This window comes from Pantoea sp. BJ2, assembly GCF_040255075.1.
GTDB classification, from domain to species: domain Bacteria; phylum Pseudomonadota; class Gammaproteobacteria; order Enterobacterales; family Enterobacteriaceae; genus Pantoea; species Pantoea leporis.
Window position 1 is genome coordinate 4,025,220 of record NZ_CP158292.1, and the last position, 23,144, is coordinate 4,048,363.

At 53.6% G+C, this 23,144-nt stretch carries 16 protein-coding genes, 4 tRNA genes, 3 rRNA genes and 1 riboswitch; of the genes, 5 read left to right on the forward strand and 18 right to left on the reverse strand.

Translation table 11 applies throughout. The features are described from left to right. Nucleotides 1-11 precede the first annotated feature (11 nt). Nucleotides 12-110: an ilv operon leader peptide gene (gene ilvL, locus AAF463_RS18685; protein WP_071531048.1), complete on the reverse strand. Its 99-nt coding sequence runs from the start codon at nt 108-110 to the stop codon at nt 12-14. 328 nt (nt 111-438) lie between these two features. On the opposite strand from ilvL, the gene AAF463_RS18690 reads away from it, so the two are divergent. Next, nucleotides 439-1,959, forward strand: a complete 1,521-nt coding sequence (locus AAF463_RS18690; protein ID WP_110867717.1) for a YifB family Mg chelatase-like AAA ATPase — start codon at nt 439-441, stop codon at nt 1,957-1,959. Nucleotides 1,960-1,989: 30 nt separating this feature from the next. Here the strand turns inward: AAF463_RS18690 and AAF463_RS18695 are convergent, their stop codons facing one another. Continuing rightward, complete coding sequence (locus tag AAF463_RS18695; protein WP_008106616.1) at nt 1,990-2,328, reverse strand: DUF413 domain-containing protein; 339 nt, start codon at nt 2,326-2,328, stop codon at nt 1,990-1,992. 121 nt (nt 2,329-2,449) lie between these two features. Between AAF463_RS18695 and hdfR the strand changes: the two genes are divergently transcribed. Further along, a complete protein-coding gene (hdfR, locus tag AAF463_RS18700) occupies nt 2,450-3,271 on the forward strand; it encodes an HTH-type transcriptional regulator HdfR (RefSeq protein WP_008106614.1) in 822 nt (273 codons plus the stop codon). Nucleotides 3,272-3,376: 105 nt separating this feature from the next. Here the strand turns inward: hdfR and AAF463_RS18705 are convergent. The 9 genes from AAF463_RS18705 to btuB form a co-directional block, all read right to left on the reverse strand. Continuing rightward, nucleotides 3,377-3,452 (reverse strand) — tRNA-Trp (locus AAF463_RS18705). A gap of 8 nt (nt 3,453-3,460) precedes the next feature. Beyond that, nucleotides 3,461-3,537, reverse strand: a tRNA-Asp gene (locus tag AAF463_RS18710). A gap of 102 nt (nt 3,538-3,639) precedes the next feature. Then, nucleotides 3,640-3,755 (reverse strand): 5S ribosomal RNA (gene rrf / locus AAF463_RS18715). Between the two features lie 106 nt (nt 3,756-3,861). Beyond that, a 23S ribosomal RNA gene (locus tag AAF463_RS18720) occupies nt 3,862-6,766 on the reverse strand. Nucleotides 6,767-6,968: 202 nt separating this feature from the next. Next, nucleotides 6,969-7,044: transfer RNA gene (locus AAF463_RS18725), tRNA-Ala, on the reverse strand. A gap of 143 nt (nt 7,045-7,187) precedes the next feature. Beyond that, nucleotides 7,188-7,264, reverse strand: a tRNA-Ile gene (locus tag AAF463_RS18730). Nucleotides 7,265-7,337: 73 nt separating this feature from the next. After that, nucleotides 7,338-8,877 (reverse strand): 16S ribosomal RNA (locus tag AAF463_RS18735). The 16S, 23S and 5S rRNA genes sit together here with 4 tRNA genes alongside, the layout of an rRNA operon. Nucleotides 8,878-9,273: 396 nt before the next feature. Then, entirely contained in the window at nt 9,274-10,125 is an 852-nt protein-coding gene (gene murI / locus AAF463_RS18740; protein ID WP_350261273.1) for a glutamate racemase, read from the reverse strand. After that, nucleotides 10,070-11,956, reverse strand: a complete 1,887-nt coding sequence (btuB, locus tag AAF463_RS18745) for a TonB-dependent vitamin B12 receptor BtuB (RefSeq protein ID WP_192415341.1) — start codon at nt 11,954-11,956, stop codon at nt 10,070-10,072. Before btuB ends, murI begins: the two co-directional genes overlap by 56 nt. A gap of 68 nt (nt 11,957-12,024) precedes the next feature. Continuing rightward, a riboswitch (cobalamin riboswitch) is annotated at nt 12,025-12,207 on the reverse strand. 112 nt (nt 12,208-12,319) lie between these two features. On the opposite strand from btuB, the gene trmA reads away from it, so the two are divergent. Continuing rightward, nucleotides 12,320-13,423 carry a tRNA (uridine(54)-C5)-methyltransferase TrmA gene (gene trmA, locus AAF463_RS18750; protein WP_350261274.1) on the forward strand — a complete coding sequence of 368 codons (1,104 nt, stop codon included), beginning with the start codon at nt 12,320-12,322 and terminating at the stop codon, nt 13,421-13,423. 32 nt (nt 13,424-13,455) lie between these two features. On the opposite strand, the gene AAF463_RS18755 is transcribed toward trmA, so the two are convergent. Together AAF463_RS18755 and fabR are read right to left on the reverse strand one after the other, a co-directional pair. Then, nucleotides 13,456-13,812: a YijD family membrane protein gene (locus AAF463_RS18755; protein ID WP_061720276.1), complete on the reverse strand. Its 357-nt coding sequence runs from the start codon at nt 13,810-13,812 to the stop codon at nt 13,456-13,458. Nucleotides 13,813-13,830: 18 nt separating this feature from the next. Continuing rightward, on the reverse strand, nt 13,831-14,475 hold the full coding sequence (gene fabR, locus AAF463_RS18760) for an HTH-type transcriptional repressor FabR (protein ID WP_008109648.1): 645 nt from the start codon (nt 14,473-14,475) through the stop codon (nt 13,831-13,833). Nucleotides 14,476-14,669: 194 nt separating this feature from the next. On the opposite strand from fabR, the gene sthA reads away from it, so the two are divergent. Continuing rightward, complete coding sequence (sthA, locus tag AAF463_RS18765; RefSeq protein WP_350261275.1) at nt 14,670-16,070, forward strand: Si-specific NAD(P)(+) transhydrogenase; 1,401 nt, start codon at nt 14,670-14,672, stop codon at nt 16,068-16,070. Here sthA and oxyR read toward each other — a convergent pair. From oxyR to argC, 5 genes are all read right to left on the reverse strand, one after another. After that, on the reverse strand, nt 16,053-16,970 hold the full coding sequence (oxyR, locus tag AAF463_RS18770) for a DNA-binding transcriptional regulator OxyR (RefSeq protein WP_008109652.1): 918 nt from the start codon (nt 16,968-16,970) through the stop codon (nt 16,053-16,055). The genes sthA and oxyR overlap by 18 nt on opposite strands. 341 nt (nt 16,971-17,311) lie before the next feature. Next, complete coding sequence (argH, locus tag AAF463_RS18775) at nt 17,312-18,685, reverse strand: argininosuccinate lyase (protein WP_101760728.1); 1,374 nt, start codon at nt 18,683-18,685, stop codon at nt 17,312-17,314. A gap of 75 nt (nt 18,686-18,760) precedes the next feature. Continuing rightward, nucleotides 18,761-19,978 carry an argininosuccinate synthase gene (locus AAF463_RS18780; RefSeq protein WP_101760634.1) on the reverse strand — a complete coding sequence of 406 codons (1,218 nt, stop codon included), beginning with the start codon at nt 19,976-19,978 and terminating at the stop codon, nt 18,761-18,763. A gap of 14 nt (nt 19,979-19,992) precedes the next feature. Further along, the gene (gene argB, locus AAF463_RS18785) at nt 19,993-20,766 is read right to left on the reverse strand and encodes an acetylglutamate kinase (protein ID WP_007885411.1); all 774 of its coding nucleotides are present in this window, start codon (nt 20,764-20,766) and stop codon (nt 19,993-19,995) included. Nucleotides 20,767-20,781: 15 nt separating this feature from the next. After that, on the reverse strand, nt 20,782-21,786 hold the full coding sequence (gene argC, locus AAF463_RS18790) for an N-acetyl-gamma-glutamyl-phosphate reductase (RefSeq protein ID WP_110868176.1): 1,005 nt from the start codon (nt 21,784-21,786) through the stop codon (nt 20,782-20,784). Between the two features lie 169 nt (nt 21,787-21,955). Here argC and argE point away from each other — a divergent pair, with 169 nt between their 5' ends. After that, nucleotides 21,956-23,104 carry an acetylornithine deacetylase gene (gene argE / locus AAF463_RS18795; protein WP_101760637.1) on the forward strand — a complete coding sequence of 383 codons (1,149 nt, stop codon included), beginning with the start codon at nt 21,956-21,958 and terminating at the stop codon, nt 23,102-23,104. Nucleotides 23,105-23,144: the final 40 nt, after the last annotated feature.

The following is a 23,144-nucleotide window of genomic DNA, read 5'->3' on the forward strand; positions in this document are numbered from 1 at the left end:
AGACTTGATTTTTAAGCCTTTCTTTCTCCAAGCGATGCCCCGCACGGTGGGATAATAATCACCACCACGCTAATCACGACTAGGCTAATCACTTGTAGAAGGGCTTTCATGTGTTGTTTGTTTTTTCGATTGTTCGAAGTAATACCTACAGAGTTACCATAGTTATCGTGTCGTTGACAATAATTTTCATTGGAAAATTTTATGATGCCGCTGGCGGCCCGCCGTTATCACATTGTAAATAAAAGGTTATTTACATTTGTGATAAAAATTCATAACGCCCGCGTCGTAATCTTCATTTGGAGTTTACGATCAAGCTCTGATTTTCAGTGAAAGAGCGGCAATTATCAGGGAATGTAAGGAATCTGGCTCTGAAGTTGAGCAGTAAGCCATTGTTCATCTGTCTGGCTGCTTTGATGATAAGGACAACAAGGAGCGGTTATGTCTTTATCGAAGGTATTAACACGAGCTGCGCTGGGTGTTCAGGCTCCGCTGGTGACGGTGGAAGTGCACATCAGCAACGGCTTGCCGGCCCTGACGCTGGTTGGACTGCCTGAAACCACGGTAAAAGAAGCGCGGGAACGGGTGCGAAGCGCGATTATCAATAGCGGGTTCACCTTCCCGGCGAAACGCGTCACCATCAATCTGGCGCCTGCCGATCTGCCAAAAGAGGGCGGACGCTATGACCTCCCCATCGCTATCGCCATTCTGGCGGCCTCTGAGCAGCTGCCAGACGCAAAACTGGGGCAATTTGAATTCCTGGGGGAGTTAGCACTTAACGGCGCGCTCTGTGGCGTTCAGGCCGCTATTCCAGCTGCGATGGCGGCACTGCAAGCAGGCAGACAAATGGTGTTAGCTGAACAGAATCAACAGGATGTAGGGTTGATTCAACAAGGCGAGACGCTGGTTGGCAAACATCTGGTGGAAATCTGTGCGTTTCTCCATAACAAAACCACTCTCACTGTCGCGCATTATCAGCCCGAAACGCTTGAACAGGAAAAGCAGGACCTCAGCGATATCATTGGCCAGGATCAGGGCCGACGTGCACTGGAGATCACCGCAGCTGGCGGGCATAACCTGTTACTGATTGGGCCGCCTGGCACCGGCAAGACCATGTTGGCGACGCGTCTGCCCGGTATCATGCCACCGTTAGACGACCAGGAAGCGCTGGAGTGCGCCGCTATCGCCAGTCTGGTAAGCAGTGGCAATCTCCATCATCAGTGGCGCAAACGGCCGTTCAGAGCGCCTCATCACAGTTCATCACTCTATGCGCTGGTTGGGGGCGGCTCCTTGCCGCGGCCGGGAGAAATCTCCCTGGCACACAATGGCGTGTTATTCCTCGATGAGCTGCCAGAATTCGAGCGCAGAACGCTTGATGCTTTGCGCGAACCGATTGAATCCGGGGAAATCGCCATTTCACGCACGCGCGCTAAAGTGACGTATCCCGCGCGCTTTCAATTGATCGGCGCGATGAATCCCAGCCCGACCGGGCATTATCAGGGCAACCATAATCGCTCATCACCTCAGCAGGTGTTGCGCTATCTCAATCGGTTATCAGGACCTTTTCTCGATCGCTTTGATTTATCGTTAGAGGTCCCACTTCTTCCCAGTGGGTCTCTGAGTAAGAAACAACAAGTCAGCGAAAGCAGCGCTGAAGTTTTAACTCGCGTCCTCGCCGCACGAAAGATTCAAACAGCACGCAGCGGAAAAGTGAATGCTCATCTCTCTAACCCAGAGATTTTGCGCTGGTGTCCATTGAAGCAGCAGGATGCTGAATGGCTGGAAGAAGTGTTGAATTCGTTGGGGCTTTCAGTACGCGCCTGGCAGCGGATTTTAAAGGTGGCCAGGACAATCGCTGATTTAGCAGGTGAAGAGCAGATTACTCGTAGTCATTTGCAGGAAGCGGTGGGATATCGCAGCATCGACCGCTTAATGATCTATCTGCACAAGACTCTGGAATAAAAAACGGGGCTTATATAAGCCCCGCTATTCTTAATCATCGCTATCGCTAAAATCTTCCACCGTATCCATCTGCGGCTTGCCGCCAGATAGCGTATGGAAACGCTTAGGTCGCTTGATACGTGCGGTGTATTTCGACCATACACGTTCAGCTTCCGTTTGTGGCTCACGAAGACCACGACATACTTCTAAAAATGAACGCTCTTCTTCTGTAATGGGTTCACGCTTAGCGAGATCCAGTTCATTAAAGGCGTAACCGTGGCGCTCCAGAAGCTGAGCTTCTTTAATGGTGAAATCACCATGACGCGAAAAACCACGTGGGTAATGTTTGTTATCAAAGAAACGATTCGTTGTTGCGAAGCTATCCGCCATTTTACACGCTCCTGACTCTCATATGGCCGTGCTATTTATGGCGCGGAGTATTAGATAGGCTTGACAGAGTGTAAAACAAAACATTTAAATCAGTACGACAAACAATTTTTGGGAGAATGCAGTGGATACGGAATTACTGAAAACTTTCCTCGAAGTGAGCAGAACACGCCATTTCGGGCGTGCTGCTGAAGCGCTTTACCTCACGCAATCTGCCGTTAGTTTTCGCATTCGTCAGCTGGAAAATCAGCTGGGCGTAAACCTTTTTACTCGTCACCGTAATAACATCCGGCTGACTTCAGCAGGCGAGCGTTTATTACCCTATGCCGAAAGCTTGATGAGCACCTGGCTGATGGCCAAAAAGGAAGTTTCGCATACACAACAGCATCATGAGCTTTCAATAGGAGGTAGCGCATCCCTTTGGGAAGCGTACTTAACTCCCTGGTTGCAAACACTTTATGAGAATCGCGAAAGCCTTCATCTCGAGGCACGTATCGCCCAGCGACATTTACTGGTTAAGCAATTGCATGAACGTCAGTTGGACCTGTTGATCACAACTGAAGCGCCAAAAATGGATGAGTTAACCAGCCAGCAAATAGGGCATATTTCGCTCGCATTATTCCGGGCGCGTAAAACCGAGAAGCGTGAAAAATATGACTATATCAAGCTGGAATGGGGCGCAGATTTTCATCAGCATGAAAGTTATCTGTCCAGTGATGATGTTCCCGTATTAACCACCACATCCGCACATTTAACACGCGAATTACTGCATACCACCGGTGCTTGTGCCTTTTTACCTGATTTTTGGCACGGCATTTATAGTGATTTGATGGTTATTCCAGATACACCCGTCGCCGTGCGACCGTTATATGCGGTGTGGCTGCAGAATAGCGATCAGCAAAGTCACATTCGTCAGCTGCTTAAATATCCGGTTTTGACACAATAAGATAATAAATGAGGGAGTTTGAGTGGATTACAGTGAAACTCAAACTCATTTCACTGCCGAATTTTGGACAAAAAAAATCCTTTGCCGAAGCAAAGGATTATTTTCTGGCAGGGGCGGAGGGACTCGAACCCCCAACACCCGGTTTTGGAGACCGGTGCTCTACCAATTGAACTACGCCCCTAATTAGGGTGGCGGAACGGACGGGGCTCGAACCCGCGACCCCCTGCGTGACAGGCAGGTATTCTAACCAACTGAACTACCGCTCCACCGATTCTGTACTGATATCAGACAATCGTTCTGATTTCAGGTGTTTCGCCCTTCCCGCGTCACGGGGAAGGTCACGACCCGATAACGGGTCTTAAATTGATGCCTGGCAGTTCCCTACTCTCGCATGGGGAGGCCCCACACTACCATCGGCGCTACGGCGTTTCACTTCTGAGTTCGGCATGGGGTCAGGTGGGACCACCGCGCTAAAGCCGCCAGGCAAATTCTTTGTGCAAAAACGAATGACATTCGCTTCCGCTGATTCTTTAATCCGTAAACAAGCTGAAAATATCCGGTCTCTCAGACCAAAACGCCTCTGGCGTTGTAAGGTTAAGCCTCACGGGTCATTAGTACCGGTTAGCTCAACGCATCGCTGCGCTTACACACCCGGCCTATCAACGTCGTAGTCTTCAACGTCCCTTCAGGACTCTCAAGGAGTCAGGGAGAACTCATCTCGGGGCAAGTTTCGTGCTTAGATGCTTTCAGCACTTATCTTTTCCGCACTTAGCTACCGGGCAGTGCCATTGGCATGACAACCCGAACACCAGTGGTGCGTTCACTCCGGTCCTCTCGTACTAGGAGCAACCCCCCTCAATTCTCCAGCGCCCACGGCAGATAGGGACCGAACTGTCTCACGACGTTCTAAACCCAGCTCGCGTACCACTTTAAACGGCGAACAGCCGTACCCTTGGGACCTACTTCAGCCCCAGGATGTGATGAGCCGACATCGAGGTGCCAAACACCGCCGTCGATATGAACTCTTGGGCGGTATCAGCCTGTTATCCCCGGAGTACCTTTTATCCGTTGAGCGATGGCCCTTCCATTCAGAACCACCGGATCACTATGACCTGCTTTCGCACCTGCTCGAGCCGTCACTCTCGCAGTCAAGCTGGCTTATGCCATTGCACTAACCTCCTGATGTCCGACCAGGATTAGCCAACCTTCGTGCTCCTCCGTTACTCTTTGGGAGGAGACCGCCCCAGTCAAACTACCCACCAGACACTGTCCGCAGCCCGGATTACGGGCCTACGTTAGAACATCAAACATTAAAGGGTGGTATTTCAAGGTTGGCTCCACGCAGACTGGCGTCCACGCTTCAAAGCCTCCCACCTATCCTACACATCAAGGCTCAATGTTCAGTGTCAAGCTATAGTAAAGGTTCACGGGGTCTTTCCGTCTTGCCGCGGGTACACTGCATCTTCACAGCGATTTCAATTTCACTGAGTCTCGGGTGGAGACAGCCTGGCCATCATTACGCCATTCGTGCAGGTCGGAACTTACCCGACAAGGAATTTCGCTACCTTAGGACCGTTATAGTTACGGCCGCCGTTTACCGGGGCTTCGATCAAGAGCTTCTCCTTGCGGATAACCCCATCAATTAACCTTCCGGCACCGGGCAGGCGTCACACCGTATACGTCCACTTTCGTGTTTGCACAGTGCTGTGTTTTTAATAAACAGTTGCAGCCAGCTGGTATCTTCGACTGCCTTCAGCTCCATCCGCGAGGGACTTCACCTACCGACAGCGTGCCTTCTCCCGAAGTTACGGCACCATTTTGCCTAGTTCCTTCACCCGAGTTCTCTCAAGCGCCTTGGTATTCTCTACCTGACCACCTGTGTCGGTTTGGGGTACGATTTCGTGTTACCTGGAGCTTAGAGGCTTTTCCTGGAAGCAGGGCATCAGTTACTTCACCACCGTGGTGGCTCGTCGTCACGCCTCAGCCTTAAGATACCCCGGATTTACCAAAGGTATCAGCCTACACGCTTAAACCGGGACAACCGTCGCCCGGATAACCTAGCCTTCTCCGTCCCCCCTTCGCAGTAACACCAAGTGCAGGAATATTAACCTGCTTCCCATCGACTACGCTTTTCAGCCTCGCCTTAGGGGTCGACTCACCCTGCTCCGATTAACGTTGAACAGGAACCCTTGGTCTTCCGGCGAGCGGGCTTTTCACCCGCTTTATCGTTACTTATGTCAGCATTCGCACTTCTGATACCTCCAGCATGCCTCACAGCACACCTTCAACGGCTTACAGAACGCTCCCCTACCCAACAACACATAGTGTCGCTGCCGCAGCTTCGGTGCATGGTTTAGCCCCGTTACATCTTCCGCGCAGGCCGACTCGACCAGTGAGCTATTACGCTTTCTTTAAATGATGGCTGCTTCTAAGCCAACATCCTGGCTGTCTGTGCCTTCCCACATCGTTTCCCACTTAACCATGACTTTGGGACCTTAGCTGGCGGTCTGGGTTGTTTCCCTCTTCACGACGGACGTTAGCACCCGCCGTGTGTCTCCCGTGATAACATTCTCCGGTATTCGCAGTTTGCATCGGGTTGGTAAGCCGGGATGGCCCCCTAGCCGAAACAGTGCTCTACCCCCGGAGATGAGTTCACGAGGCGCTACCTAAATAGCTTTCGGGGAGAACCAGCTATCTCCCGGTTTGATTGGCCTTTCACCCCCAGCCACAAGTCATCCGCTAATTTTTCAACATTAGTCGGTTCGGTCCTCCAGTTAGTGTTACCCAACCTTCAACCTGCCCATGGCTAGATCACCGGGTTTCGGGTCTATACCCTGCAACTTAACGCCCAGTTAAGACTCGGTTTCCCTGCGGCTCCCCTATACGGTTAACCTTGCTACAGAATATAAGTCGCTGACCCATTATACAAAAGGTACGCAGTCACCCCATTAAAGAGGCTCCCACTGCTTGTACGTACACGGTTTCAGGTTCTGTTTCACTCCCCTCGCCGGGGTTCTTTTCGCCTTTCCCTCACGGTACTGGTTCACTATCGGTCAGTCAGGAGTATTTAGCCTTGGAGGATGGTCCCCCCATATTCAGACAGGATACCACGTGTCCCGCCCTACTCTTCGAACTCACAATCTGTGCACTTTCGTGTACGGGACTATCACCCGGTATCGTGCGACTTTCCAGACGCTTCCACTAACGCACAAACTGATTCAGGTTCTGGGCTGTTCCCCGTTCGCTCGCCGCTACTGGGGGAATCTCGGTTGATTTCTTTTCCTCCGGGTACTTAGATGTTTCAGTTCCCCGGGTTCGCCTCGCAACACTATGTATTCATGTTGCGATGATGCACTGGGTGCACCGGGTTTCCCCATTCGGACATCGTCGGCTGTAGCGGTTCATATCACCTTACCGACGCTTTACGCAGATTAGCACGTCCTTCATCGCCTCTGACTGCCAGGGCATCCACCGTGTACGCTTAGTCGCTTAACCTCACAACCCACAGGCGTTTTGCAACGCGCGCAGACTGCAAGCATTTGAGAGACTCGAACGCGCTGTTATTCATTTCTTATTACGGAGAAATGAACCAACGCGTCGTTTCAATTTTCAGCTTGTTCCGGATTGTTAAAGAGCATAATACTTCGCAGCACACCGTTTCCGGTTTGCTCTGAAGTATTGTTTTGAGTCACTGTAATGGTGGAGCTAAGCGGGATCGAACCGCTGACCTCCTGCGTGCAAGGCAGGCGCTCTCCCAGCTGAGCTATAGCCCCATACAGTTACTGCAGAGACCACTACTACCACTCACCAGGAGTTCCGTTTTTGACAAACGGTAATTTCTTTTCAGGCAAGGCAAAGTGGCGCGACGTATAGTTCACTATACGAGCGGCGCTTTAACGCAGCATGAGAAGAAATTTGGTAGGCCTGAGTGGACTTGAACCACCGACCTCACCCTTATCAGGGGTGCGCTCTAACCACCTGAGCTACAAGCCTGTAGAGGTTTTTTCTGCTCGTTACTTTCTATCAGACAATCTGTGTGAGCACTTCGCGGGAAGGTATCTTCAGGTAAGGAGGTGATCCAACCGCAGGTTCCCCTACGGTTACCTTGTTACGACTTCACCCCAGTCATGAATCACAAAGTGGTAAGCGCCCTCCCGAAGGTTAAGCTACCTACTTCTTTTGCAACCCACTCCCATGGTGTGACGGGCGGTGTGTACAAGGCCCGGGAACGTATTCACCGTAGCATTCTGATCTACGATTACTAGCGATTCCGACTTCACGGAGTCGAGTTGCAGACTCCGATCCGGACTACGACGCACTTTATGAGGTCCGCTTGCTCTCGCGAGGTCGCTTCTCTTTGTATGCGCCATTGTAGCACGTGTGTAGCCCTACTCGTAAGGGCCATGATGACTTGACGTCATCCCCACCTTCCTCCAGTTTATCACTGGCAGTCTCCTTTGAGTTCCCGGCCGAACCGCTGGCAACAAAGGATAAGGGTTGCGCTCGTTGCGGGACTTAACCCAACATTTCACAACACGAGCTGACGACAGCCATGCAGCACCTGTCTCAGAGTTCCCGAAGGCACCAAAGCATCTCTGCTAAGTTCTCTGGATGTCAAGAGTAGGTAAGGTTCTTCGCGTTGCATCGAATTAAACCACATGCTCCACCGCTTGTGCGGGCCCCCGTCAATTCATTTGAGTTTTAACCTTGCGGCCGTACTCCCCAGGCGGTCGACTTAACGCGTTAGCTCCGGAAGCCACTCCTCAAGGGAACAACCTCCAAGTCGACATCGTTTACGGCGTGGACTACCAGGGTATCTAATCCTGTTTGCTCCCCACGCTTTCGCACCTGAGCGTCAGTCTTTGTCCAGGGGGCCGCCTTCGCCACCGGTATTCCTCCAGATCTCTACGCATTTCACCGCTACACCTGGAATTCTACCCCCCTCTACAAGACTCCAGCCTGCCAGTTTCGAATGCAGTTCCCAGGTTAAGCCCGGGGATTTCACATCCGACTTGACAGACCGCCTGCGTGCGCTTTACGCCCAGTAATTCCGATTAACGCTTGCACCCTCCGTATTACCGCGGCTGCTGGCACGGAGTTAGCCGGTGCTTCTTCTGCGGGTAACGTCAATCGGTGAAGCTATTAACTTCACCGCCTTCCTCCCCGCTGAAAGTACTTTACAACCCGAAGGCCTTCTTCATACACGCGGCATGGCTGCATCAGGCTTGCGCCCATTGTGCAATATTCCCCACTGCTGCCTCCCGTAGGAGTCTGGACCGTGTCTCAGTTCCAGTGTGGCTGGTCATCCTCTCAGACCAGCTAGGGATCGTCGCCTAGGTGAGCCATTACCCCACCTACTAGCTAATCCCATCTGGGCACATCCGATGGTGTGAGGCCCGAAGGTCCCCCACTTTGGTCTTGCGACGTTATGCGGTATTAGCTACCGTTTCCAGTAGTTATCCCCCTCCATCGGGCAGTTTCCCAGACATTACTCACCCGTCCGCCACTCGTCACCCGAGAGCAAGCTCTCTGTGCTACCGTTCGACTTGCATGTGTTAGGCCTGCCGCCAGCGTTCAATCTGAGCCATGATCAAACTCTTCAATTTAAGTTTGATTTGCTGAAACCAGTTCAGCGGTGCTCATCTGTAAAACGTCATAATGAATTTCATTATGTGTTCACTCGTGAGGCTTTGATATTTTTTTGCGTCCGGAGACGCGGATATCAATCCTGCGAGTGCCCACACAGATTGTCTGATAAATTGTTAAAGAGCATGCCGCGATTTCTCTAGCGGCGCGGGATGCGTATATTACGCTTTCCGCATTCTCAGTCAAGCATTTATTTTTGCTTTTCTGAAGGTTGCCTTGAAGACCACCTCCTGAACACTTCGCTTCGTAAGCCGTTGTTCCGTGTCAGTGGAGGCGCAGTATAGGGATTTCTTCGGAGCTGACAAGCGCTAATTTCAAATTAATTTCCGAGTGCTGATTTTTTCGTCGAAACGCCACTAAACTGCTAATTTTTCCAGCAACGGGAAGCCATAACGCTGCAAAATCGGTGACAATTTCGTCACTTCATCATCTATACGCGTACAGAACGCTAAATTCTGACCGGATGAAACCGCCTGCGGTGCTTCATGCTCTAATAACCAAACGGTACGACGCGCAATCGCCGCGCCCGAATCCACCAACCTTGTCCCTTCCGGCAGCACCAGCTGCAGCTCATCACGCAGTAAAGGGAAATGCGTACATCCGAGAACCACGGTATCAGGTGGCTCTTTCATCCGTAGCCAGGGTTGCACAGCACGGCGTACATCAGCGAGCTCAACATCTTCGCCATGCAGCTTGGCTTCCGCCAGCTCCACCAGCTCAGCAGAGCCGAGCATTTCGATTTTGCAGTCACGGGCAAATTGCGCCACTAACTCATGGGTATAAGGACGTTTCACCGTGCCGCGCGTGGCCAGCAATCCCACTACGCCGTTACGCGTCAGGCGCGCAGCAGGTTTAATCGCAGGCACCACACCCACAACCGGGAATTCGAAACGTTCACGCAGAGCCGGCAAAGAGAGGGTGCTGGCCGAGTTACAAGCGATGATCACCAGCGTAAGCGGAAAACGCTGAGTGATAGCCGTCACCACCGCCACCACGCGCTCGACAATAAAGTCTTCGGATTTTTCGCCGTACGGGAACCCTTCATTATCAAAGGCGTAAAGATAGTGAAGATCCGGCAGTAAATGCCGGACCTCATCATAAACGGAGAGCCCACCCACGCCGGAGTCAAACACCAGCACGGTGGGACGCAGATCAGAAGCTGTAGCTGGCGCTGAGGTAGTACTCCGTTCCTGGAGTTGGATAGCCATACGCTGTCTCATAATCTTTATCGAACAAGTTGGCAATTCTACCACGAACGGTGAGCTGTGATGTGACCGGATACGAGACCGCGAGATCTACCGTGCTGTAACTCGATAAACGACGCTGCTCGCTGGCATATTCGCTGGTGTTGTTATCGTAGCGCTTACCGAAGTACTGGTAGATGACATCAATATCAAAGTCATACACCGTCATACCCAGCTGATATTTGGCCTGCTCACGCGCACGACGCGCCAGCGTTTCACCATCTGAATCACGACGCGCATCCAGATAACCCAAGGTGATCTGGTGATGAAGGAAGCGGGTATCAAAATCAGCGGTGGCTTCAATACCTTTCAGCGTAACGGCTTTTTCATTGTAATAGCCGCCCTCAAAAGTCACAGGATCAGAAGCATAGGTAATGAGATTGCTGACTTTATTGTGATACGCAGCAACACGCCAATTAACCGGACCGGTTAAACCTTCCAGCGCGGCTTCCCACTGTTTTGATTTCTCAGGATTGAGATCGGGATTAGAGCTAATACCAAAGCGCTTCAGACCATATAGCTGGCCTAACGTCGGCGCCTGGAAACCCGTGCCGTAAGAGAGTGATGCCTTGTAACCCGGCACAAACTCCCAACCCGCAGCCGTTTGCCAGGTGCCATGACGGCCAAAGTCCTGGTTATCATCGCCACGCGCCGAACCTTCAAGCGTAACATTGCCAAACTGCTGCTGAGCCGTCAGGTAAGCACCGGTGTTGTCTTGCTTGTAACCATCTTTATCACGCGGTGCGCCAGAATAGAGTTGTCCAATCGAACTCAGTTTCTGCTGCTGCCAATCCAGACCGGCGCTGACCATGCCATGCCCCACCGCAAAGGTGTTGCCCCATTGCAGGTTGCGCTGCTCCATGTCATCCAGACTATTGGAATCTGCATAGCGGCCGTCAGACCCAACGTAGTTATAGATTTTGTACTTTTGATAACTGGCGGTCAGCTGCGAGGAGTATTCCTCTTTATTAAAGCGCAGACCGGTATCAAACGAGTGATTATAGATCTGTTGCTCATCCTGACCACCGACATAACCCGCATCGTAATCTGAGTTCGCGGCGTAACCGTAACCCCGGAAGAAGCCAGAAAATGCCTCGTTAAACTTGTGGTCAACGCCAGCCCAGAACGCCTTATTGCGCCAGCCATCACGATCGCGATCGGTCGGAGACGTTGAGCCCGGCTGAACGTTGTAGCCGTTGGTGGCCTGATAAGAGCCCGCCACCGTTACGCGCGTCTGGTCCGTGACATTTTGATTGATGCCGCCGCTGTATTCCTGATAGCCCTTCGAACCAAAGCCAGCAGTCAGCGAGTTTTGATTATTCGGGTTTTGCGTGATGACATTCACCACGCCGCCAATCGCATCTGCGCCGTAAACGGCAGAGCGCGGGCCGCGAATAAACTCAACGCGCTGGATAATAGAAACAGGGATCTGGTTGAAGTCAGCAACGCCGGTAATGCCAGGCTTAGAGAACGGCACACCGTCAACCAGAATCAGCGTATGACGCGCTTCCGAACCACGTACATACATAGAAGCGCTTTGCCCAATGCCGCCGCTTTGCGCGATATCCACGCCCGGCAAGCGGCGTAACACTTCCAGTAGGTTCTTGGATTGCCACTGATCGATCTCATCACGGGTGACAACAGAAGTCGAAGCCAGCACCGACGAGACAGGCTGCGCGAAGCGGTTAGCGGTAACGATTTGCGTATCATCATTCTGCTGCGCGTAGCCAAATTGCGCCCAGAGAGACAACGCCGTTGCACTGAAGGCAAACAGCGAAGCGTGTGTTTTTTTCATTGTTATAGCATCCAAAAGACGAAGCAGGATGCCGCACGACTACGACCAATAGCTCGCGATGGTCGTATGTATTGCGACGTCACACCGGCAGGTCTTCGGGCTGAGAATCATAAATGGTGAAAAAACTTCCCATCCGGCAGGACAGTGTTTGTAATTGCCATCACCACGACATTCTTTACCGCTGCGCGTCAGCTCCAGATTCACACTGGATTCCCTTTTAACTCAAGGAGGCCGGCAGGCGCAGTCTACGGCCAGGAAGGCCGGAAATCCAGACTTCCAGCCATCTTGTTTTCCGCAGGGCTGGACATCAGCAGTTGAATGCCTACAATCGCCCGGCAAGCCAGCTTATTACCAGGATTAAAGATGACACCCGAACAGCTCCCGATTGAACAATACGACGCGCAACTGGCGGAAAAAGTCAGCCGCTTACAGGCGATGATGGTGCCCTTTGCCGCGCCCGACGTGGAGGTGTTCCGTTCGCCGGTCAGCCACTATCGGATGCGTGCCGAATTCCGCATCTGGCACGACGGAGACGATCTCTACCACATCATCTTTGATCAACAGACCAAGCAACGTATCCGCGTCGATCAATTCCCGGCGGCCAGTGAATTGATCAACCAGCTGATGCCAAAACTGATCGCGGCGATCCGTGACAACCGCACGCTGCGTTTCAAACTGTTCCAGATCGATTACCTGTCGACGATGAGCAACCAGATTGTTATCTCGCTGCTCTATCACCGCAAGCTGGAAGAGGAGTGGACCGCCGCCGCCAGCGCCCTGCGCGACAGCCTGCGTGCCGAAGGCTTTGACGTGCAGCTGATCGGCCGCGCCACCAAAACCAAAATCTGCCTCGATCGCGATTACGTGGATGAGCGCCTGCCGGTCGCGGGGAAAGAGATGATTTATCGTCAGGTGGAAAACAGCTTCACCCAGCCAAACGCGGCGATGAATATTCAGATGCTGGAGTGGGCGCTGGACGTCACGCAGGATTCGCAAGGCGATCTGCTGGAACTCTATTGCGGTAACGGCAACTTCTCGCTGGCGCTGGCGCGTAACTTCCGCAGCGTGTTGGCCACGGAAATTGCCAAGCCGTCGGTCGCGTCCGCGCAATACAACATTGCCGCTAACCATATTGATAACGTGCAGATTATTCGTATGGCCGCTGAAGAGTTTACCCAGGCGATGACGGGCGTTCGCAGCTTCAATCGTTTAGAAGGCATCGACCTGAAGAGCTATCAATGCGAAACCATTTTTGTTGATCCGCCACGTAGCGGGCTGGATGAGGAAACTGTGAAGATGGTGCAGGCCTATCCGCGCATCCTTTATATCTCCTGCAACCCGCAAACGCTGTGCGACAACCTCGCGGTGCTAGGAGAAACGCATGATGTCACGCGTCTGGCGCTGTTCGATCAGTTCCCGTATACCCATCATATGGAATGCGGCGTGCTGCTGACGCGCAAGGCCTAAACAACAACGGGAACCCCAAGGTTCCCGTTTTTTCACTGCTTGCTCTTCGCGCGGCGAAAACGCATACCAATCCAGAACACCAGCGCCACCATCAGAATGGTCGGGATGAAGTTGGAGCCGATATCCGGATATTCAGCCCGCACCAGCGCGCTATAAACCAAAATACCCAGCAGGAAGAACGCCGCCGCCAGTGAAGGCATGCCGTCTGGCATATTGCGGTTGAGATAACGCTGGTGCAAACACCAGGCCGCGAGGCCAAGAGCAATCAGCGGGAATATCGAAAAGGGAACAAACGTGCTGAACAGCACCGAAAAGGAGCCGTTGATCGCTAAACCGGTGATAAAAGCCAATAAAAGCGTTCCTTTATCGCGTGGGTTTTGCTCAATCATTTCATTATCCTTATCACATTACTCTTCGGGTTTTTCCAGGGTAACCGCCAGACGCTCTTGCTCCCGGCGATACCAGTAATAAGCGCCTTTGGCGATCATGCGCAGCTGCAGCACTAATCGATCCTCAAGCTTACGGCGCTGCTCAATATCAACGTCCAGCGCTTCGGCACCCGCGCTAAACACAATCGTCACCATGGCTTCGGCCTGCGCTTCGGTGAAGCTGCGCGGCATGCGATTTTCTAATTCAAGATAATCGGCCAGTTCGGCGATGAAGTGCTGAATCTCACGCGCGACTGCGGCACGAAAGGCCGCCGAGGTTCCGGAGCGCTCGCGTAGTAAGAGCCGAAAAGCGTTGGGATTGTTCCCGATGAACTCCATAAAAGTTGCCACCGAGGTTTTAATAATGCTGCCACCCTTGGCAATACGCTGGCGCGCCTGACGCATTAACTGGCGCAGCATCAAGCCGCTTTCGTCCACCATGGTCAGCCCCAGCTCATCGACATCGCGGAAGTGACGATAAAATGAGGTCGGCGCAATCCCCGCTTCGCGTGCAACTTCGCGCAAACTCAGGCTGGCAAAACTCCTTTCTGCACTTAACTGACTGAAGGCAGCTTCAATCAGTGAACGTCGTGTACGTTCTTTTTGTAGCGCTCTGACGCCCATTTTCCCGGCCTTTTAGGTGATTTGGCAGGCACTATAACAAACTTTTCAGCGTACAGCGGTGCAAACTTTGTGAACGCCTGTGAACCTCACGCTTTGTCAAACTTCAGCAATTTACGCTGTTAGAATTCAGATGTGCGCGGCGAGATGTTAGAATCTCGTTGTAAAAATGTGATAAAAAAATAGGACGTACTGGTATGCAAAAGTCTTACGATTACGATGCCATTGTGATTGGCTCCGGTCCGGGCGGCGAAGGTGCGGCGATGGGGCTGGTGAAGCAGGGAGCGCGTATTGCAGTGATCGAACGCTACCACAACATCGGCGGCGGTTGTACACACTGGGGAACCATCCCTTCCAAAGCCCTGCGTCACGCTGTTAGCCGTATCATCGAGTTCAATCAAAACCCACTTTACAGCGATCACACTCGCCTCCTGCGCTCCTCATTCGCCGACATTCTCAACCACACCGAGAACGTGATCAGTCAGCAAACCGCGATGCGTCAGGGCTTCTACGAGCGCAACCGCTGTGAACTTTATCAGGGCGATGCCCGATTTGTTGATGCCAACACCATCGAAGTGGAACAACCCGACGGCACCCGCGAGCGATTAACCGCGGCGAAATTCGTGATCGCCTGCGGTTCTCGCCCGTATCATCCCGCGGATGTCGATTTCACCCATCCGCGCATTTACGATTCCGACTCCATCCTCAACCTGCATCATGAACCTGGCCACGTCATCATTTATGGCGCCGGCGTAATTGGCTGTGAATATGCCTCGATTTTCCGCGGCCTGAACGTCAAGGTTGACCTGATCAACACCCGCGACCGTCTGCTGGCATTCCTCGATCAAGAGATGTCAGATTCCCTCTCCTATCACTTCTGGAACAGCGGCGTGGTGATTCGTCACAACGAAGAGTTCGAGAAGATTGAAGGCGTTGATGACGGGGTGATAATTCACCTTAAATCGGGCAAAAAAGTGAAAGCCGATTGCCTGCTGTACGCAAACGGTCGAACCGGTAACACCGATTCACTGGCGCTGGAAAACGTCGGACTGGAAGCGGATGGTCGTGGCCTGCTGAAGGTGAACAGCATGTATCAAACTGCGCTGCCGCATATTTACGCGGTTGGCGACGTGATTGGTTATCCAAGCCTGGCTTCTGCTGCTTACGATCAGGGCCGCATTGCCGCGCAGGCGATCATCAAAGGTGAAGCTACCGCGCACCTGATCGAAGATATTCCAACCGGGATTTACACCATTCCGGAGATCAGCTCAGTGGGTAAAACCGAACAGCAGCTGACGGCGATGAAAGTGCCGTATGAAGTGGGTCGTGCGCAGTTTAAACATCTGGCGCGTGCGCAGATTGTTGGCATGCACGTCGGCAGCCTTAAGATTCTGTTCCACCGCGAAACCAAAGAGATTTTAGGGATTCACTGCTTTGGCGAGCGTGCTGCGGAGATCATTCACATCGGCCAGGCCATTATGGAACAGAAGAACGGCGGCAACACGATTGAGTACTTCGTGAATACCACCTTTAACTATCCCACCATGGCCGAAGCCTATCGCGTGGCAGCGTTAAACGGCTTAAACCGCCTGTTTTAACGAGGTATCCAGATAACCCTTCATGTGGGTTTTGATTGCTTCTGCCAACTGCTCATAGCGGCTGCGCAGAGGCGATCCTGGACGATAGACCAACGCGATGGTGCGCTGCGGCACCGGCTTGTAGCACGGTAAATAGCAGACGCCATCACGTTCGCGTTCATTCGGCACGGACAGCGCAGGTAACAAGGTAATGCCGCTACCGGCGGCAACCATGTTGCGCAGCGTTTCCAGACTGGTGGCGCGGAAATGCGTATCTTCATCGGCACCGGCTTCGAAGCAGAAGCCCATCGCCTGATCGCGCAGGCAGTGCCCATCTTCCAGCATCAGTAATTTCTCACCGGCCAGATCCGACATCGGCACGCGATCGCGATCGCGCCACGGATGATCGGCATACACCGCCAGCGTCATTGGCTCATCAAACAGCGGCACCTCAATAAAGGCTTCACTCTCTTTCACCAACGCCACGATGGCGCAATCCAGCTTGCCGCTGTCGAGCTGTGCCAGCAGTTGCTGCGTCTGCGCTTCATGCAGGTACATTTCGAGTTTGGGGAAGGTTTTGTGCAGCATCGGAATGATGTGCGGCAGCAGATACGGCCCGGTGGTTGGAATCAAACCAATGTGCAGCGGTCCAGACATCGCTTCGCCTTGCTGGCTCGCCATCTCCTTCAGCACTTTCACTTCGCGCAGCACGGTTCGCGCTTGATCCACCAGCAACAGTCCAGCCTGAGTAAACAACACCTTACGGCTGGTTCGCTCCAGCAGCATTACGCCAAGTTCATCTTCCAGCTTACGAATCTGTCCACTTAAGGTAGGTTGGCTGACATGACATGCGTCAGCTGCACGCCGGAAATGGCGATGCTCCGCAAGTGAAACCAGGTATTCGAGATCACGAATATTCATTGAAATCCTCCAAACCACGATAGCCCGTGGCGATAGATAGAATAGCAATGAACGATTGGCCCTATCAAGGCGTGAGCGGGAATAATGCGCGCATCAAATGATCTGGAGCAGAACCTGCAAACTGCTTAAAACCAATCACTGTGCTGGCCGGGAGTGGCCTGCCCTTGATGATGTGCCTATAACAAAATGTAATTCCGAAGCTAGAGGTTGGCGGGCTACCGAAGAGGTGCCCGCTTTTTTTTGCTTGTCGCTCGCCTGCTGGATATCAACAGAGCGCGATAAATCGCGCCGCTACGCATTCATGCATATACCGCAGCGGCGCAATCTAGTGCGCATAGCTTTTAACCCAAGCGCTTCTGCGCTTCGCTGATGGCGAAGGCGACCTGTTGAGGAGCGACACCACCTTGCGCATTACGCTTATCCAGGCAGGATTGCAGCGACAGAATTGGATACACGTCATCCTCAATCACCGCGCTGAACTGCTTCAACTGCGCCAGAGTGAGCGCTTCCAGCGCCACGCCTTGCTTGATCGCTTCCACCACGGTTTCACCCACAATGTGGTGGGCTTCGCGGAACGGAACGCCTTTTGCCACCAGATAATCGGCCAGCTCGGTCGAGTTGGCGTAGCCCTGCTCAGCGGCTTCCTGGCAACGCGGACGTTTTACCTGAATGCCGTCCAGCACCAGCACCGACATATGCAGGCAGTCGAGCCAGGTATCCAGCGCATCGAACAGCCCTTCTTTGTCTTCCTGCATATCTTTGTTGTACGCCAGCGGCAGGCCTTTCAGCGTCATCATCATGCCGGTCAGCGCACCTTGCACACGGCCGCATTTGCCACGGATCAGCTCCAGCGCATCCGGGTTTTTCTTCTGCGGCATCAGCGACGATCCGGAAGTGACTTTATCCGACAGTTCAAGGAAGCCCGCTTCACCGGTGTTGAAGAAGATCAGGTCTTCAGCAAAGCGCGACAGATGCACCATGCCAATCGAGGCGTCTGACAGCAGCTCGAGCACGTGATCGCGATCGGAAACGGTATCGAGGCTGTTACGCGTGGCAGAGGCAAAACCTAACCAGCCGGCCAGCTGCTGACGATCGATCTCGTAGGCGGTACCCGCCAGCGCGCCGCAACCCAGCGGACTGACATCCATACGCTTCAGTGCATCCTGCAGACGGCTCTCGTCACGCGCCAGCATCTCAACGTACGCCAGGCACCAATGCGCGAACGTCACCGGTTGCGCACGCTGCAGGTGCGTGTAACCCGGCATCACCGCGTCCTGATTGGCTTGTGCCGTGGCGACCAGCGCCGATTGCAGCTCGCGCGTCGCCTCCAGCAGCACGGCAACCTGCTCTTTGCACCACAGTTTTAGATCGGTCGCGACCTGATCGTTACGGCTACGGCCGGTGTGCAATTTCTTGCCCAGCGCGCCGACTTTGTCGATCAGCTTGCCTTCCACCCAGCTGTGAATATCTTCCGCATCGCTTTGCAGAATCTGCTCAGGATTGGCGCGTACCTCGGCCAGCAGTTCATTCAACGCGCTTTCCAGCTGTTGCTGCTCTTCATTGGTCAGCACGTTGACCGTCACCAGCGCTTTTGACCAGGCAATCGAGCCGGTAATGTCCTGCTCGGCCAGGCGATAGTCAAAACGCAGCGAGTCGTTGAACTGTTTGAACCGTTGGTCTGCTGCCTGCGAAAAACGTCCGCCCCAAAGTGCCATCTGCATTACTCCTGAATCTGTTATAGAAAAGGCGGCCCGAAGCCGCCCTTGCAAAATATGTCGATTGCTGCGGTATTACTTCTTCTGCTCGTTCAGCGCGCGAATGCGTGAAGAGAGTGAGAACAAGCGGATAAAGCCGCCCGCGTGACGGTGATCGTAAACTTCGTCTTCGCCAAAGGTGGCGAACTCTTCTGAGTACAGGCTGTTAGCAGAGGTTTTCTGAATCGCCGTGGCCTGGCCTTTATACAGCTGCAGTACCACTTCGCCATTCACCTCTTCTGCCAGGGATTCAGCTGCGGCCTGGATAGATTTACGCAGCGGCGCGAACCAGCGACCATCGTAAACCACGTAAGACATTTCATGGCCCAGCTGCTCACGCCATTTGAAGCTATCGCGATCCAGCACCAGTTGTTCAACCGCACGCAACGCGTTAACCATGATGGTGCCGCCTGGAGTTTCGTAGCAGCCGCGGGACTTGATGCCTACCAGACGGTTTTCCACGATGTCGATACGGCCGACGCCGTGTTTGGCGCCCAGCACGTTGAGTTTTTCCAGGCACTGGAACGGGCTCAGCGTCTCGCCATTCACCGCCACCACGCGACCTTTCTCCACGGTGACCGTGACATTTTCTGGCTGATCGGGCGCTTCCAGCGGATCAACGGTCCACACCCAGCAATCTTTGTTCGGTGCATTGGCTGGGCTTTCCAGCACGCCGCCTTCGGTAGAGATGTGCCATGCGTTCTCGTCACGGCTGTAGATTTTTTCCAGCGACGCGGTGGTCGGGATATTGCGCTCTTTCAGGTAATCCAGCAGCGCTTCACGTGAACGCAGGTCCCACTCACGCCATGGCGCAACCACTTTCAGCTGTGGCGCCAGCGCGGTGTAGGTGGTTTCGAAACGCACCTGATCGTTACCTTTACCGGTTGCGCCGTGGCACAGCGCATCTGCGCCCACTTTCAGCGCCAGCTCAACCTGGGCTTTAGCGATAATCGGACGCGCCATAGACGTACCCAGCAGGTAAGTGCCTTCGTACAGGGCGCCAGTCTGCAGAACCGGATACACGTATTCGCTGATGAACGCTTCACGCAGGTCAACCACGTGGCACTCAGACGCACCTGACTGCAGCGCTTTCTTCTCAACGCCTTCCAGATCGGCGGGATCCTGGCCAATGTTCGCCACGAACGCCACCACTTCACAGCCGCCATAGTTCTCTTTCAACCATGGAATGATGGCTGAAGTATCCAGACCGCCGGAGTAGGCCAGAACGATTTTTTTGATGTTTTGCGTGCTCATGTCTTAATCCTTGATTATGCGAGAATCCGGGTGCCAATCGACACGCCGTTGAAAAGGGTTGGCAGTTGTTCAGCATGACGCCAGCTGGCGATATCGACCGGGCGACCGAGCGTGCGGGCGGCATCAAGCGCCGCGTTCACTTTCACGATCATGCCATCGGTGATGATGCCCTGCGCAATCAGCTGCTCCGCTTTCGCGGCGGTCATCTCTTCGATGCGCTGACCTTTGCCGTCGAGAATACCGCTGACATCAGACAACAGCACCAAATCGGCACCGATGGTCGCAGCCAGCGCGGTGGCGGCCTGGTCGGCGTTGACGTTCATCAACTCACCGCCGTCTGTGATGCCAATCGAGCTGATCACCGGCATGTAGCCCGCCGCCAGCAGCGTGTTCACCAGCGCCGGATTGCCAGGCGTCGCGTTGCCAACGTGTCCCAGCTCTTCATCGAACTGCGCCACGTTGACCAGACCGGCATCGCCGAGGCACAAACCCACCGCGCCGATGCCATATTTCTTCGCCCACGCCAGCAGCGTTTTGTTGGCGGTACCGGCTAACGCACCGGTAATAATGTCAATCTGATCGGCTGGCGTCACGCGCAAACCGTTCTTCTTTTTCACCGGCAGCGCGAGCTTCTTCATCAGCTCGTCCACCACGCAACCGCCGCCGTGCACAATGATCAGCGGACGCTGATGTTCATTGCGGTACGCCAGCAGGGCATCAAACAGACGGGCCAGCGCTTCTTCGCTATCCAGCAGCACGCCACCCAGTTTAATGATTAATGGATTCATTGCGTTATCCGTTCGTTAAATCAGAGACAGCGTTTCGGGGAAGCCGAAACGAATGTTTAAACACTGAACCGCCTGCGATGAGGCGCCTTTCAGCAGGTTATCTTCGGCAGCCACCACAATCAGGTGCTCGCCTTGCATGGCGAAGCCGATGTCGCAGAACGGCAAACCGACCACCGCTTTCAGCGCCGGTACGCCTTTGTCATAGACGCGCACCAGCGGTTTGTCGTGGTAAGCGTTATGGAAGGCATCCGCCACATCCTGCTGCGTCACGCCCGCTTTCAGGCGGCAAGTGGTGGTCGATAAAATCCCGCGTGGGAAGCTGCCCAGATGTGGCGTGAAGATCACCGGCGTACCGAGATGCGCCACAATTTCCGGGTGATGACGATGATTAAACAGGCCGTACGGCTGCAAGCTCACTTCACAGAAGCTGGTGCCAACGTTGGCTTTGCGCCCTGCGCCGCTCACGCCGCTGGTGGCGTTAATCACCGGCCACTGTGCATCGTTAAGCAGGCCCGCTGCGATCAGCGGTTTCAGCGAAAGTTGGGCTGCGGTTGGGTAGCAACCCGGCACCGCAACCAGCTCCGCATCTTTGATTTTGTCGTGCTGCCATTCGGCCAGGCCGTAAACCGCCTTGTCCAGCCAATCCTGATGCTGATGGCTGAAACCGTAATATTGCGTATAGAACGCGTCGTCGTTTACGCGGAACGCGCCGGAGAGATCGAACACCACGCAACCAGCTTTGAGGAATTCAGGTGCCAGATCGTGGCTGACTTCATGGGCGGTGGCGAGGAACACCACATCCACTTTGTCGGCCCATTCAGCGGCATCGCTCAGCGGCTGCAGCGGCAAATCGACAATGCCTTTGAGCTGCGGATGCAAATCCGACAATAACTTTCCAGCATCCGGGCTTTGCGCTGAAACCGCCAAAGCGGTTATGTTCATATGCGGATGGCGATTCAGGTAGGTGGCAAGCTCTACGCCAGCGTAACCACTGGCACCAACGATCAGCGTATTCAACATCAGGCTGTATACCTTATTACAGTCACACGTATCGGGTCGCGGCCTTGCCCCGTTGCCCAGAATGCCGTTTGCAGAAGATTTGATGCTTCACATGCAAGCGACGTTATTGTATTTTTATTCACTATTAATGCATGAATATTGATACATCCTAACCCAAGGACCGTCAACAGTGAAGACAAAATTACCACCTTTTATCGAACTCTACCGCCAGTTGATTGCCACGCCATCAATCAGCGCAACCGATAGCGCACTGGATCAGAGTAATGAAACTTTAATCAATTTGCTGGCCGGCTGGTTCCGCGATATTGGCTTCAGTGTAGAAGTGCAGCCGGTGCCTGGCACGCGGCATAAATTCAACATGCTGGCGCGCAGCGGATTGGGCGCAGGCGGCTTGTTATTGGCGGGTCATACCGACACTGTGCCTTACGATGATGGCCGCTGGACGCGCGATCCGTTCACGCTGACCGAACACGACAACAAGCTGTACGGCCTCGGCACCGCCGACATGAAAGGCTTCTTCGCCTTTATTCTGGATGCGCTGCGTGACGTTGACGTGACCAAACTCAGCAAGCCGCTCTACGTCCTCGCCACCGCCGACGAAGAGACCACCATGGCGGGCGCGAAGTATTTCTCTGAATCCACCCAATTGCGTCCGGATTGCGCCATCATCGGCGAGCCCACCTCACTTAAGCCGGTGCGCGCGCATAAAGGTCATCTATCGAATGTGATTCGTATTCAGGGGCAATCAGGCCACTCCAGCGATCCGTCGCGCGGCGTTAACGCCATTGAACTGATGCATGAATCCATTACCCAGCTGATGCAGCTGCGTAACACGCTGAAAGAGCGTTACAACCACGATGGTTTTGCCATTCCTTATCCAACCATGAACTTTGGTCATATTCATGGTGGCGACGCGGCCAACCGCATCTGCGCCTGCTGTGAATTGCACATGGATATTCGTCCGCTGCCGGGCTTAACCCTGAGCGATTTGGATGGTCTGCTAAATGACGCGCTGGCGCCGGTAAGTGCGCGCTGGCCGGGACGTCTTACCGTGGGCGAGCTGCATCCGCCGATTCCAGGCTACGAATGTCCGGCCGATCATGAGCTGGTGCAAGTGGTGGAGAAGCTGCTGGGCGTGCCAACCGAAGTGGTGAACTATTGCACTGAAGCGCCTTTTATCCAGCAGTTGTGCCCAACGCTGGTATTAGGCCCGGGATCTATCAATCAAGCCCATCAACCTGATGAGTTTATTGATACCGCATTTATCAAGCCGACTCATGCGCTTATCACCCAAGTCGTACAGCATTTTTGTCATTGATGAACAACAAATGGGGCATTTCACTGTTAAATCAGCAAAT

What these genes read in the sequence shown, in the direction of transcription:
- argB (WP_007885411.1), bottom strand. Translation starts at nt 20,766, where the DNA reads ATGAATCCATTAATCATTAAACTGGGTGGCGTGCTGCTGGATAGCGAA.
- murI (WP_350261273.1), bottom strand. Translation starts at nt 10,125, where the DNA reads ATGGCTATCCAACTCCAGGAACGGAGTACTACCTCAGCGCCAGCTACA.
- AAF463_RS18695 (WP_008106616.1), bottom strand. Translation starts at nt 2,328, where the DNA reads ATGGCGGATAGCTTCGCAACAACGAATCGTTTCTTTGATAACAAACAT.
- fabR (WP_008109648.1), bottom strand. Translation starts at nt 14,475, where the DNA reads ATGGGCGTCAGAGCGCTACAAAAAGAACGTACACGACGTTCACTGATT.
- argH (WP_101760728.1), bottom strand. Translation starts at nt 18,685, where the DNA reads ATGGCACTTTGGGGCGGACGTTTTTCGCAGGCAGCAGACCAACGGTTC.
- AAF463_RS18755 (WP_061720276.1), bottom strand. Translation starts at nt 13,812, where the DNA reads ATGATTGAGCAAAACCCACGCGATAAAGGAACGCTTTTATTGGCTTTT.
- argC (WP_110868176.1), bottom strand. Translation starts at nt 21,786, where the DNA reads ATGTTGAATACGCTGATCGTTGGTGCCAGTGGTTACGCTGGCGTAGAG.
- btuB (WP_192415341.1), bottom strand. Translation starts at nt 11,956, where the DNA reads ATGAAAAAAACACACGCTTCGCTGTTTGCCTTCAGTGCAACGGCGTTG.
- sthA (WP_350261275.1), top strand. Translation starts at nt 14,670, where the DNA reads ATGCAAAAGTCTTACGATTACGATGCCATTGTGATTGGCTCCGGTCCG.
- AAF463_RS18690 (WP_110867717.1), top strand. Translation starts at nt 439, where the DNA reads ATGTCTTTATCGAAGGTATTAACACGAGCTGCGCTGGGTGTTCAGGCT.
- ilvL (WP_071531048.1), bottom strand. Translation starts at nt 110, where the DNA reads ATGAAAGCCCTTCTACAAGTGATTAGCCTAGTCGTGATTAGCGTGGTG.
- oxyR (WP_008109652.1), bottom strand. Translation starts at nt 16,970, where the DNA reads ATGAATATTCGTGATCTCGAATACCTGGTTTCACTTGCGGAGCATCGC.
- AAF463_RS18780 (WP_101760634.1), bottom strand. Translation starts at nt 19,978, where the DNA reads ATGAGCACGCAAAACATCAAAAAAATCGTTCTGGCCTACTCCGGCGGT.
- trmA (WP_350261274.1), top strand. Translation starts at nt 12,320, where the DNA reads ATGACACCCGAACAGCTCCCGATTGAACAATACGACGCGCAACTGGCG.